Source organism: Nesterenkonia sp. PF2B19 (assembly GCF_001758425.2).
GTDB classification, from domain to species: Bacteria; Actinomycetota; Actinomycetes; order Actinomycetales; family Micrococcaceae; genus Nesterenkonia; species Nesterenkonia aethiopica.
In genome coordinates, this window is sequence record NZ_MDSS02000009.1 from 24,812 (window position 1) to 36,596 (window position 11,785).

Genomic DNA, 11,785 nt, shown 5'->3' on the forward strand with positions numbered 1-11,785 from the left:
GGTGGTCTGTCTTCGGCCTGTGGATGGTTGTGATGCCGCGGGATGGGCATGGGACTCTCTCCGTCAGTATCGATGAGGCCGGGAGAACTGCCTCGCGTCCAATGGAATACGCTTTCCATCTCCCTGCGTTGAACCTACTGTGGCCTGGCTCACATTTCAAGGGTCTCGAAAAACAAAATCGTGTCAATGGAGTCGGGACAGCGAGAGAGTGCTCTCCGAGCTGGTCTGCGCGGGGCCCGAGCGCGCGTGAGTTGTCTGAGTGTGGGTATCGACTCGATCGAGTCGAGTACCCACAACTCCAGACCAACTCAGCGGGGCGTGGGGCGGGGTGTGGGAGGGAGGGGGGCGTCGTCGTTGAGGATCAGGAGCCCATAGTGGCTTCCCATGCGGCGTGCAGCTTGGCGTAGTACCCGCCAGCGGCGATGAGCTCCTCGGGGGAGCCGTCCTCCACCACACGCCCCTCGTCCACCACCAGGACCCGGTCGGCGATCGCCACGGTGGAGAGCCGGTGCGCGATGATCAGCGCCGTCCGGTTCCCCAGCAGCCGCTGCAGCCCCTGCTGCACCAGCTGCTCGCTGGGCAGGTCCAGGGAGGAGGTCGCTTCATCCAGGATCAGCACCGCGGGATCCGCCAGGAAAGCGCGGGCGAAGGAGATCAGCTGCCGCTGTCCGGCCGAGAGCCGACCCCCGCGCTTGTTGACGTCGGTGTCGTAGCTCTCGGGCAGGTCCATGATGAACTCATGGGCGCCCACGGCCTGGGCAGCGGCGATCACGTCCTCCTGCGGGGCGTCGGGGCGGCCCAGCGCGATGTTCTCGGTGATCGTGCCGGAGAACAGGAACGCCTCCTGGGTCACCATCGCCACGTGACGGTGGTGGTCCTCCAGGGAGAGCTTCCGCAGGTCGACGCCGTCGAGGGTCAGACTGCCGGAGGTGACGTCGTAGAACCGGGCCAGCAGCTTCACCAGCGTGGACTTGCCCGCTCCGGTGCGGCCGACGACGGCCACGGTCTGTCCGGCGGGGATGTGCAGGTCCATCCGATGCAGCACCACGGGACCCTCAGACGTATAGCGGAACTCCGCCTGGGAGAACTCCACCTCGCCGCGGCAGGCGTCCAGACGCTCCGGCTGCGGGTCCTCGGTGACGGTCGGCTTCTCCTCCAACAGGCCGGAGACCTTCTCGAGCGCCGCCGTGGCCGACTGCAGGGCGTTGTAGAACATGGCGATCATGTCCAGCGGCTGGAAGACGCGTTTGGTGGCCAGCAGCAGCGCCACCAGCACACCCACCTCCAGGTCTCCCTGCAGCACCCGGAAGCCGCCCCAGATCAGCACGGCGGCCACGGTGAGGTTGCCCAGGGCCAGCAGGGCGGGCTGCAGGATCCCGAACAGACCCAGGGAGCGGACCATGTCATCCCGGTAACTGTGCGCCAGGCGCTGGTACTGCCGGGACCGCGAGGACTCACGACGGAACGCCTGCACCGCGCGGATGCCGGTCATAGTCTCCACGAAGTGGACGATCATGCGGGCCGAGGAGATGCGGGTCTGCCGGTAGGCGACCTCGGAGCGCCGCTGGTACCAGCGGCCCAGCAGGGCGATCGGCACGGCGACGGCGACCAGCAGGAGCCCGGAGCGCCAGTCCAGGATCACGATGGAGATGGCGGTGAAGGACATGAACATGATGCCGGAGACCAGCGAGCTGATGCCCTGGTCGAGCAGCTCGCGCAGCGACTCCAGGTCCGAGGTCTGCCGGGAGATGACCTTCCCGGAGGTGTAGTCCTCGTGGAAGTCGAGGCTGAGCTGCTGGGTCTTGCGGAAGACCTCGCCGCGCAGGGTGAACAGCATCTGCTGGGAGACCTCGGCGGTCATCCGGGTGTAGGCCCAGGTCAGCACCCCGGCCGACACTGCGGCGGCCACATAGGTGACCCCGGGCAGGATCATGCCGGAGCTCTGGCCCTCCATCATCCGGGGCAGTCCCCAGTCGATGGCCCAGGCGATGATCAGCGGAGTGGCGGCCTGGGCGGCCTGGGCGACCATGACGAACAGCGCGGTGATCAGCAGCTTCAGCCGCACGCCCTTCGAGAGGTGCACCAGCAGCTTCCAGGAGCGGCGGCGGATGAACTTCCGCTCCTCAGCGTCCATGTCCACCTGTTCCTCGCCCGCGGTGCCGCGCAGATGGTCGAAGCGCGGGTCCTCCGGTGAGAAGCTGCCGTGGCGGATGGCCTCGGGCACGGCGGTGCGGGTGGTGGCGGCGACGGGATCGACGTCGAACTCCGGCACATCGTTCTCGGAGCGTCGGCCCGAGGAGCCCCGATCCGCGGAGCCGCGGTGGCCGTTCTGGGTGGTCTCAGCCATGGGTGCTGACCTCCTGGATGGAGCCGGTGTCGGTGCGCTCATCGGCGGGGATGGAGTCCATGATCTCCTCGGCTTCGGGGGTCGTGCTCATCACATCCCGGTAGAGCGCTGACCGGGCCAACAGCTCCTCATGGGTGCCGACGTCGGCGATGCGGCCTTCGTGCAGCAGGGCCACCCGGTCCGCCAGGGCCACGGTGGAGGGGCGATGAGCGACGATGAGCGTGGTGGTGCCGTCGAGCACCTCGCGAAGTCGCCCGGTGACCCGTTCCTCGGTGCGCACGTCGAGCGCGGAGAGCGGGTCGTCGAGCAGCAGCACCGACGGCGCGGCGGCGATGGCGCGGGCCAGGGCGAGTCGCTGCCTCTGACCTCCGGAGAGGCTGAGGCCTTCCTCCCCGATGGCGGTGTCCACGCCGTGGGGCAGGTCCTCGACGAACTCGGCGTCGGCCGTGCGCAGCGCGCGCTCGAGCACCGCGTCCAACTCCTCCGGCCCGGGCGCGCCGTCTCGGTGGGGGTGCTGCGGGTCGTCCTCGTCACGGTCGTGTCCGGTGCCCAGCAGCACGTTGGCCCGCACCGAGGAGGAGAACAGCGTGGGGTCCTCGAAGGCGACGGCGATGCGGGAGCGAAGGTCGGCCAGGTCGAGGTCCCGGACGTCGGCGCCGTCGACACGGACGGTCCCTGAGGTGACGTCGTAGAGCCGCGGGATGAGGTTCAGCAGGGTGGAGGTGCCGCCCCCGGTGTGCGAGACCAGGGCCATGGTCTCGCCGCGTTCGATGCGCAGGCTGACGCCGTCGAGCTGGTCCCGTTCCTCCGGCTTGGCGTCCGGGTAGCGGAAGTGGACGTCGTCGAGCTCCAGGGTTCCGTGCTCGGGGACCCGCACCGGCTCCTCCGGCGAGGTGATGGTGTTCTCGGTGTCCATGACGTCGGCGTGGCGGTCGATGGCGGTCTTGGCCGTGAACGTCATGCCCAGCAGCATGCCGACGCCTTCGATGGGGCCCTTGAGCACGGCCGCGGTGGCGAAGAACGCGGCCAACGCGCCGACGGTGACGCCGGTGGTCTCCTCGTGGGCCACCTGCCAGAGACCGATGAACAGGCAGATCCCCAGCACGGTCTCGGGCAGGGTGATCATCACCAGCAGGAAGCGCGCCAGGGTGCGGGCCTTGGCGACCTCGGTGGTGCGCAGCCGGTCGGCCTGCGTCACGAACCCCTTGAGGGCGTGGTCGCCGCGCCCGAAGGCCTTGAGCACCCGGATGCCGTGCACGGACTCCTCCACGGCGGTGGCGACGTCGCCGGCTTGGTCCTGGGCGCGGCGGGAGTAGAGGACGAACTTGTTCCGGAACTTGGGCCCGTAGACGATGATCGGGATCGCGGCGGCCAGAAAGACCACGGCCAGCAGAGGGGAGAGCCGCATCATCAGGGTGAAGCCGACGATCACGCTGATCACCGAGGAGATGAACATGATCGAGCCGAAGGCGAACCAGCGGCGCAGCAGGTTGAGGTCGGCGATGGCGCGCGACTGCAGCTGACCGGCGCCCCATGCGGAGTGGAAGGATGCCGGCAGGTCCTGGAGCTTCTCGAACAGGCGGGTGCGCATGGCGGTCTCCGCATCCGAGGCCGGCGGGAGCACGAAGTACCGACGCAGGAAGAACAGGAAGGCCTCCAGCAGGCCCAGAGCGAGGATGATGCCGGCGGCGGTCCAGACGGCCGAGGCCTCGGCGCCTTCGGCGAGCACGGAGTTGACCAGCACCTGGAGGACCTGCGGGATGGTCAGCGCCACGATGCCTGCCCCGACGGCGGAGATCAGGCCCAGGGTCCAGCGCAGGCGGATGCCCTGCAGGTAGGGGTTGAGGCGCCCCAGCGCCTGCCACAGCGAGCGGCGGCGGGTGGAGTTCTCTGATTCCAGGTGTCTTGCGTCTCGTTGCATCAGACAACTAATCCTAGTCTAAAGGAGTGGGCGGGGGAACTCCCTGGGGCGGAGAGGTCCTGGTCTGCCGGGCATGCCGGCGGGGCGGTCCCGACGGCGAGGTGCCGCGCTGAGGCTGGGCGGAGCCGTCGCTGGAACGGCACCGCCGCTGGAACGGCACGGGAGCGTTGGTGCCAGTGCGCACCAGAACCCCTCCGGTGGCACCGGTGCAGTCACGCCGCTCCCCGGCTGCGGGTGCCCACGGGCCGGGGCGTCACGCGGCCGGCTGCGCGACGGGACCGATGGCCCTGGATGACGTGGTCACGCGCCGTGGGGACGTACCTGGTCATGGGTCCGTTCCCGGCCCAGCGGCACGTCGTACCTCGCCCCGTCGTACCTCACCTCGTCGTGCCTCGCCTTGTCGTGGCTCGCCTTGTCGTGGCTCGCGTCGAGGTGCGGCGCTTCGAGATGCCGCACTCCGAGGGGCTCGACGCCGCGGTGCCTCATTCCGCAGTGCCCAGGCCCGTCGGCTCCACTTCGTGCAGCGCCGGCGGGGGTCCGTCCATTCCCCGCCCCGCTGTGCATCGGTGATTCTGGGAGGAGCATCGGTGGTTCCAGGCGGAGCGCTGCACCGTCCGGCCTGGAGGGCACCCCATCCCCGTCAGAACAATCGCGCGTCAGGTCTCCCGTGTGACACATGCTACCCCTCCGTGCTGACAGATTCCTCCGGCGGGCTCCGGCGCACGGGGTGCATGATTCCCGGAATATCATCGACAGGCCTGGTCAGCCGCGGTGTTGAGGCCCTGGACGGTGGTTTCCTGCAAGAACTACTGTGGACGGCATGACGCGAGGACATCAGTCCAGCGAAGACATCAGCCCAGCGAGGGGACCCATGACAGAGCAGATCGGCGCCGGTGGAGGTTACCCGGGGAGCCAGAAGTCGCGGATGGATCCGACGGCGCGCCGATGCGTGGGGTGGGCCGTGGCCTGCCTCGTGATCGGTTCCCTGGTGGTGGCCATCTTCCCGCCTGTGCTCATGTGGCTGGCGACGTCGGCCGGGCAGCCCGGCCAGGTCCTGCTCACCGTCGTCGAGCCGGTGGTGTCGATTCTGCGCTGGTCGCTGTTCCCTCTCGGCGCCGCGCTCATCGGGGCCGCCGTCGTGATCCAGTGGCTGGCCACCCGGCTTCGGTTGGAGGTCCGTCAGCGCCGCTGAGGCCCGAGCCGCACGTCACCGGTGGGGGAACAGATCCAGCACAGTCGCCTCCGGCGGGCAGTTGAACCGGATCGGCGCCGTGGCCGAGGTGCCGATGCCGGCGGAGACATGCAGCGGCACCTTTCGCCCGCCGGTGGAGGTGACCGTGGACAGGCCGCTGGCCTGCGTGGTCGGCAGATCGCAGTTGGTGGTCAGCGCACGGCCGCCCGGCAAGCAGACCTGGCCGCCATGGGTATGGCCGGACAGGATCAGGTCCGCGCCCGCGTCGGCGAATCGGCTCAGTATGCGCGAGACCGGAGCGTGGGCCACACCGAGGCGCAGAGCCTTCGACGACGCCACGCCTCGCGGCCAGCCGGAGAACCGGTCGCGTCCGATGTGCGGATCGTCCACCCCGCTGAACAGCACCGGAGTCGCGCCCACCGTCATCGCGTGATGTCGGTTGCTCAGGCTCACCCAGCCCGAGGCCCCGAAGGCGGCGAACAGCCGCCTCCAGGGCAGCTCCAGCCGGTCCGGCTCGTGTTCCGAGGGCGCTCGCAGGTAGCTCAGCGGGTTCTTCAGCCGCGGACCGTAGTAGTCGTTCGACCCCGGCACGTAGACCCCGGGGAATCGGCGCAGCGGGGCCAGGGCCTCCAGAACCTCGTCCACGGCGTCCGGGTGGGAGAGGTTGTCCCCGGTGTTGACCACCAGGTCAGGCTGCAGCTCGGCCAGGGCCCGCAGCCACGCGAACTTCTTCTCCTGGCCCGGCACATAGTGGATGTCGGAGATGTGCAGGATCCGCAGCGGGACCTGCCCCGGGGGTAGGATCTCCAGCTGCTCGAAACGCGTGGTGAATCGGGTCAGGCCTACACGATGCGCATAGGTCATCAGGCCGGCCCCGACGACGGCGCCCACGCCCGCCGCAGCCAGGCCCCACCGGGTGGCGGTGCGCAGGCTGGACGGAACGGCCGACGAGTGGCGGGAGGGCAGCCGCGAGGGCAGGGACGGATCAGGCGTCGACGGGCTCATCGTGAGGAGGAGCTTCAGTCGTCGTCCGAGTCGGAGTCATCTCCGTCGTCGTCGCTGTCGCTGCCGTCACTGTCACTGCCGTCAGCGTCGTCGATGTCCGGGACGTCGTCGCTGTCGGAGCTTCCGCCGCCACGCTCGGTGCCGTCGTTCTCCCAGGAGTAGCGGTCGGAGGACTCCGGGTCGTCCCAGGGGGAGTCCTCGGGCTCCGGGAACTCGTCGGTGGAGTAGTTCGGGGCCACCTGGTTCATGTAGTCCAGCCACATGGGCCCGGCGATGATGGAGCCCCACACGTCGTCGAAGAAGACGCCGCCGATGGTCTCGCCGTTCAGGGAGTAGTCCTCGCCCACTCCGTTCGGGTTGCCCACCCAGCTGGCCGTGGACAGGCCGCGGGAGAAGCCGATGAACCAGGTGGAGGACTCGAAGTTGTTGGTGCCGGTCTTCCCCGCCATCGGGAACTGCGGGTCGCCGTCGGCGGTGCGATCTTCGGCGATGCGGATGAGCGTCTCGTTCAACTGGGCGACGACCTCCTCATCGATGACCTGCTCGCAGTCAGCCTCCGGGGTCTCGTACGTGTTGCCGTTGGTGTCCGTCACCTCGGCGATGGCCCGGGGACGGCAGTATTCGCCGTCGTTGGCCAAGGTGGCGAAGGCGCTCGCCTGGGTCAGCGGAGAGACCTCCTGGGCGCCGAGCACGAACGACGGGTGGCTCGGGTCCAATCCGCTGCCATCCCGTGCCGAGTGGTATCCGACGCGGTTCATCAGCCCTGTGATGTCGCACAGGTCGAGCTCGTGGGCGGTGGCCACCGTGGCCGTGTTAATCGACCAGTAGAGGCCGTAGTCCACGGTCATCTCACGCTTCATGTCGCGGATGGCGTTGTTGATGGGCCAGCGGTCTGTGTTCCGGGCGATGCCGTTGTCCAGGCAGCTCGCCTCCCACGACTCCAGGGCCGGATACTCGTCGACGCTCGCGTCGATCTTGTCCCCCATGGAGTTGCCGTCCTCCAACCAGGCAGCGGCGACGAACGGCTTCAGGGTGGAGCCTCCCTGGAAGCCACCGCTGCTGCCGTAGTCGAAGTCAGTGTTGTAGTTGACGTTCGTCCCGCCGGTCTGTTCGGTGTCGTACGGCGTGTTCTGGGCCATCGCCTTGACCTCACCGGTGCCCGGCTCGACGGAGACCAGCGCAGCGGCGGCTTCGGAGGGGTCGCCCGCCGGCACAGCGTTCTGCGTCTCCTCTTCAGCAGCCTCCTGGGCATCGGGGTCCAGTGTGGTGGTGATGCGCAGGCCGCCGCGCTCCAGCAGCTGCTCACGGGAGGCGCGGTCCGGGCCGTAGGCGTCGCTGCTCAGGAACAGCTCGACCACGTAGTCGCAGAAATGGTTGGCCATGGAGGCGTTGAAGCAGCCGGCGCTCTCCGGGTTGGGGTCCAGCGACTCCTCGAGATCCACCTCGACGGCGTCCTCGTACTCCTCCTGCGTGATGTAGTCATTGCGCAGCATGGCGGAGAGCACGGTGTTGCGACGGTTCTCCGCGGCGTCGGGGTTGACCAGCGGGTTGTAGCCGTTCGGCGACTGCACGATGCCGGCCAACGTGGCGGCCTGGGCGACGTCCAGATCCGCCGCGGAGACGCCCCAGTACGCCTGGGCGGCCGCCTCCACGCCGTAGTTCCGCCCACCCAGGAGCACGATGTTCAGGTACCCCTCGAGGATCTCGTCCTTGGTCATCTCCTGCTCGATGGAGACCGACAGCTTCATCTCGCGGAGCTTGTCCGCGTAGGTCTTGGAGCCGGAGATCGTCAGACGGTCCTCGCCGCGGAGGAAGTCCGCATTGATCAGCACGTTGTTCACGTACTGCTGGGTGATGGTGGAGGCGCCCTGCTGGGAGTCCGAGGTGACGTTGTGCACCATCGCACGGCCCAGTCCGCGGGCATCCACACCGCCGTGCTCGTAGAACCGCTCGTCCTCGATGGCGACGATCGCGTCCTGCATCTCCTGAGAGATGTCCTCGATGCCCACCGGCTTCCGGTTCTCCGCGTAGAACTGGGCGATCTCCGTCCCGTCCTCGGCGAGGATGTGGGAGGGCACCGACAGCGGCTCCTCGCGCAGCTCGGCCGGCAGCTGCTCGAGCATCTCAGAGCCGGCCGCGGCAGCGGCACCGCCGGAGGCGGCGAGGGGGAAGATGAGACCCGCGGCCAGCACGCCGCACAGCGCACTCACGCCCAGGAAGGACATGATCTTGCCGAGCGTCGTGGCAGTGTCGAAGAGGGGAGATTTACGGGGCGCCATAGGCTCCATGGTAGCGGGCACGGTCAAACCCGTCCCTGGGAGGTTCCTGGAGGTTAGGCTGGGCGCATGACTTCTGTGACCCAGTGGGAATACGCCACGATTCCGCTCATCATCCACAACACGAAGGCCATCCTGGACCAGTGGGGCGAGGACGGCTGGGAGCTCGTCACCGTGCTGCCCGGCCCGGACGGCAACGCCCCGGTGGCCTACCTGAAGCGGCCGAAGAACGTCTGACCCGCGCATCTGACCGCACGTCTGATCGGAGCCCCATGACTGAGACCAGCCAGACCAGCACCGTGGAGGCCCGCCTGGCGGACCTCGGCCTCACCGTGCCCGAGGTCGTCCCGCCCGTGGCCGCCTACCAGCCGGCCGACGTCGCCGACGGCGTCGTCTACACCGCCGGCCAGCTCCCGCTGGTGGACGGGACGCTGCCGCTGACCGGCAAGGTGGGCGCCGAGGTCACCGAGGAGCAGGCCTACGACCTCGCCCGGCAGTGCGCACTGAACTGCCTGGCCGCGCTGAAGCACGCGGTGGGAGACCTCGACCGCATCACCCGCATCGCCAAGGTGGGCGGATTCGTGGCCTCCGCACCCAGCTTCACCGGTCAGCCGAAGGTGCTCAACGGCGCCTCCGAGCTGTTCGGGCAGGCCTTCGGAGACCTGGGGCAGCACGCCCGCAGCGCCGTCGGTGTGGCCGTCCTGCCGCTGGACACCCCCGTGGAGGTCGACGTCATCGCGCACTTCCGCTGAGTGAGCGAGTCCACACGGAGAGATCGTCTCTTTCTGAGAGATCGCCCCTGAATCCAGCGACGATCTCTCAGGAAGACACGATCCTCGGGTGGCAGTCGACGTCGCGCACGTCCACAGACACGACGCAGCAGACACGACGAAGGGGACCGGATGATTCCGGTCCCCTTCGTCGTGCTCGCCCCTGGGGCAGGTGATGCGTGTGCTGCGGTCAGCGGGAGCGCTGGCGGATCCGCTGGATGTCCAGGATCACGACGGCGCGGGCCTCCAGGCGCAGCCAGCCGCGCTGGACGAACTCGGCGAGCGCCTTGTTCACGGTCTCGCGCGAGGCGCCGACCAGCTGGGCCAGCTCCTCCTGGGTGAGCTCGTGGGCCACCAGCACACCATCCGGGGCGGGACGGCCGAAGCGGTCCGCCAGGTCCAGCAGAGCCTTGGCCACACGGCCGGGGACGTCGGAGAACACCAGGTCGGCCAGGGACTCGTTGGTGCGGGTCAGGCGCTTGGCCAGAGCCTGCAGCAGCTGCACCGAGACCTCAGGGGTGGAGGTGATGACCTCGCGCAGGCTCTCGTGCTTCAGGCCCGCCAGGCGGGTCTCGGAGACCGCAGTGGCGGTGGCAGTGCGCGGCGCCGGGTTGAACAGCGCCATCTCGCCGAAGATCTCACCGGGGCCGAGCACGGCCAGCAGGTTCTCGCGGCCGTCCGGAGTGGTGCGGCCGAGCTTGATCTTGCCCGAGACGATGAAGTAGAGCTGATCGCCCTGGTCACCCTCGTGGAAGATGGAGCTCCCGCGGGAGAGATCGACCTCGGAGAGCTCCGCGGTCAGTGCGGCGAAGACGTCGTCGTCGACAGTCGCGAACAGAGGCGCGCGACGCAGTACTTCAAGATCCATGGTCTTCCGTTCTTCCTCTCCGAGATGCATGCTGTCTCGCTGGTAAGAAAGTATCAGGTCAGCGGCGAAGTGGGAAACGTCCAGGATAGCCGTGGCGTGCCCCTGGAGCCGTATCCGGGGCGTGTCAGGCGGGTGTGTCATCCTGGTGCCTGCTGTTCAGACCCCTCCCGAGAGGAGCCCTGAGATGGGTGTCACCCTGCTCGACGTGATCCTGGTGCTCGTCCTGCTCGGGTTCCTGATCGCCGGGCTGCGCAAGGGCATCTGGATCACCGTGGGGGGCCTCGCCGGCTTCCTCGTGGGTGCCGTCGCGGCGTTCTTCTCCATCCCGCTGGTGGCCGGATGGGTGCCGGATCCGCTGTGGCGCATCGTCGCCGTCATCGCGACCGCCATCGTCCTGGTCGTCGCCGGGCACGCACTGGGGACCACCGCCGGCGCGGAGGTGCAGCGGATGTTCCGCTCGCCCACCGTCCGGACCTTGGGCTCGCTCGTCGGAGGTGCGCTCAACGTCGTCGTCGCGGTCTTCGTCATCGCCGCGCTGTCGCTCTCTGTGGGCGCGATGGGTTTCCCCCAGGTCAACCAGCACATGCGCCAGTCCAGCGTGCTGCAGGGCATCACCTCGGTGATGCCGGAGCGGGCGGAGGCGTGGATCGCGCAGATCCGCGCGCGCGTCATGGAGTCTGACATCCCGGAGCTCGCCCAGACGCTCGTGCCGGAGAGCGACGAGGCCCCGGACAGCGAGGACCTCAGCGCCGCGGCCGACCAGGCTTCCCAGTCGGTGGCCAGGATCACCGGCGTGGCGGATCAGTGCGGGCTGAGCCAGTCCGGCTCGGGCTTCGTGGTCTCGCCCACGCGTGTGGTCACCAACGCGCATGTGGTCGCCGGGGTCAACGAGCCTACCGTGGAGCTGCGGGACGGGCAGGTGGCCTCCGCCCGGGTGGTGCACTTCGACGCCGCGGAGGACCTCGCGCTGCTGGCCGTGGACGGCCTGGACGCGGCCCCGCTGGAGATCGGCGACCCGCTGGACCCCGGGGACACCGGATTCGTCATGGGCTATCCCGCCGGCGGGCCGTTCCATGCGGGCACCGCTGTGGTCCAGGCCCGGGACGTCTCCCAGGTCAACAACATCTACGGCAGCTCGCCGTCCTCCCTGGAGATCTATCAGCTCAACGCCGACGTCCGGCAGGGCAACTCGGGCGGGCCGCTCATCGACGCCGACGGCGACGTCGCCGGTGTGGTCTTCGCCCGCGCCATGGAGGGCAGCGCAGTCGGCTTCGCGCTCACCGCCGAGGAGGCCGGGGACGTGCTGACCAGCCCGGACTCCTACACGGAGGCGGTCTCCACCGGGCAGTGCGTGGAGCGCTGAGCCAGTTTCCTCCGCCTCTGCGGGGCGGCGGCCAGGATGGCTC

At 68.8% G+C, this 11,785-nt stretch carries 9 protein-coding genes; 4 read left to right on the forward strand and 5 right to left on the reverse strand.

What is annotated here, in order from left to right:
• Nucleotides 1–361: 361 nt before the first annotated feature.
• A complete protein-coding gene (locus BCY76_RS04330; RefSeq protein ID WP_070160128.1) occupies nt 362–2,134 on the reverse strand; it encodes an ABC transporter ATP-binding protein in 1,773 nt (590 codons plus the stop codon).
• 205 nt (nt 2,135–2,339) lie between these two features.
• Nucleotides 2,340–4,268, reverse strand: a complete 1,929-nt coding sequence (locus tag BCY76_RS04335) for an ABC transporter ATP-binding protein (protein ID WP_070160094.1) — start codon at nt 4,266–4,268, stop codon at nt 2,340–2,342.
• A gap of 871 nt (nt 4,269–5,139) precedes the next feature.
• Here BCY76_RS04335 and BCY76_RS04345 point away from each other — a divergent pair.
• On the forward strand, nt 5,140–5,460 hold the full coding sequence (locus tag BCY76_RS04345; RefSeq protein ID WP_139827607.1) for a hypothetical protein: 321 nt from the start codon (nt 5,140–5,142) through the stop codon (nt 5,458–5,460).
• Nucleotides 5,461–5,475: 15 nt separating this feature from the next.
• Here the strand turns inward: BCY76_RS04345 and BCY76_RS04350 are convergent, their stop codons facing one another.
• Entirely contained in the window at nt 5,476–6,465 is a 990-nt protein-coding gene (locus BCY76_RS04350) for a metallophosphoesterase (protein WP_083277488.1), read from the reverse strand.
• 14 nt (nt 6,466–6,479) lie between these two features.
• Nucleotides 6,480–8,744: a transglycosylase domain-containing protein gene (locus BCY76_RS04355; RefSeq protein WP_139827608.1), complete on the reverse strand. Its 2,265-nt coding sequence runs from the start codon at nt 8,742–8,744 to the stop codon at nt 6,480–6,482.
• A gap of 66 nt (nt 8,745–8,810) precedes the next feature.
• Between BCY76_RS04355 and BCY76_RS17950 the strand changes: the two genes are divergently transcribed.
• Nucleotides 8,811–8,978 carry a hypothetical protein gene (locus BCY76_RS17950; protein WP_170922583.1) on the forward strand — a complete coding sequence of 56 codons (168 nt, stop codon included), beginning with the start codon at nt 8,811–8,813 and terminating at the stop codon, nt 8,976–8,978.
• Nucleotides 8,979–9,013: 35 nt separating this feature from the next.
• Nucleotides 9,014–9,493 carry a RidA family protein gene (locus tag BCY76_RS04360; protein WP_085437217.1) on the forward strand — a complete coding sequence of 160 codons (480 nt, stop codon included), beginning with the start codon at nt 9,014–9,016 and terminating at the stop codon, nt 9,491–9,493.
• A 208-nt stretch (nt 9,494–9,701) separates the two neighbouring features.
• On the opposite strand, the gene BCY76_RS04365 is transcribed toward BCY76_RS04360, so the two are convergent.
• On the reverse strand, nt 9,702–10,379 hold the full coding sequence (locus tag BCY76_RS04365; RefSeq protein ID WP_070160133.1) for a Crp/Fnr family transcriptional regulator: 678 nt from the start codon (nt 10,377–10,379) through the stop codon (nt 9,702–9,704).
• 184 nt (nt 10,380–10,563) lie between these two features.
• On the opposite strand from BCY76_RS04365, the gene BCY76_RS04370 reads away from it, so the two are divergent.
• On the forward strand, nt 10,564–11,742 hold the full coding sequence (locus BCY76_RS04370) for a MarP family serine protease (RefSeq protein WP_085437219.1): 1,179 nt from the start codon (nt 10,564–10,566) through the stop codon (nt 11,740–11,742).
• Nucleotides 11,743–11,785: the final 43 nt, after the last annotated feature.

What these genes read in the sequence shown, in the direction of transcription:
- BCY76_RS04350 (WP_083277488.1), bottom strand. Translation starts at nt 6,465, where the DNA reads ATGAGCCCGTCGACGCCTGATCCGTCCCTGCCCTCGCGGCTGCCCTCC.
- BCY76_RS04335 (WP_070160094.1), bottom strand. Translation starts at nt 4,268, where the DNA reads ATGCAACGAGACGCAAGACACCTGGAATCAGAGAACTCCACCCGCCGC.
- BCY76_RS04370 (WP_085437219.1), top strand. Translation starts at nt 10,564, where the DNA reads ATGGGTGTCACCCTGCTCGACGTGATCCTGGTGCTCGTCCTGCTCGGG.
- BCY76_RS17950 (WP_170922583.1), top strand. Translation starts at nt 8,811, where the DNA reads ATGACTTCTGTGACCCAGTGGGAATACGCCACGATTCCGCTCATCATC.
- BCY76_RS04345 (WP_139827607.1), top strand. Translation starts at nt 5,140, where the DNA reads ATGACAGAGCAGATCGGCGCCGGTGGAGGTTACCCGGGGAGCCAGAAG.
- BCY76_RS04360 (WP_085437217.1), top strand. Translation starts at nt 9,014, where the DNA reads ATGACTGAGACCAGCCAGACCAGCACCGTGGAGGCCCGCCTGGCGGAC.
- BCY76_RS04330 (WP_070160128.1), bottom strand. Translation starts at nt 2,134, where the DNA reads ATGGACGCTGAGGAGCGGAAGTTCATCCGCCGCCGCTCCTGGAAGCTG.
- BCY76_RS04355 (WP_139827608.1), bottom strand. Translation starts at nt 8,744, where the DNA reads ATGGCGCCCCGTAAATCTCCCCTCTTCGACACTGCCACGACGCTCGGC.
- BCY76_RS04365 (WP_070160133.1), bottom strand. Translation starts at nt 10,379, where the DNA reads ATGGATCTTGAAGTACTGCGTCGCGCGCCTCTGTTCGCGACTGTCGAC.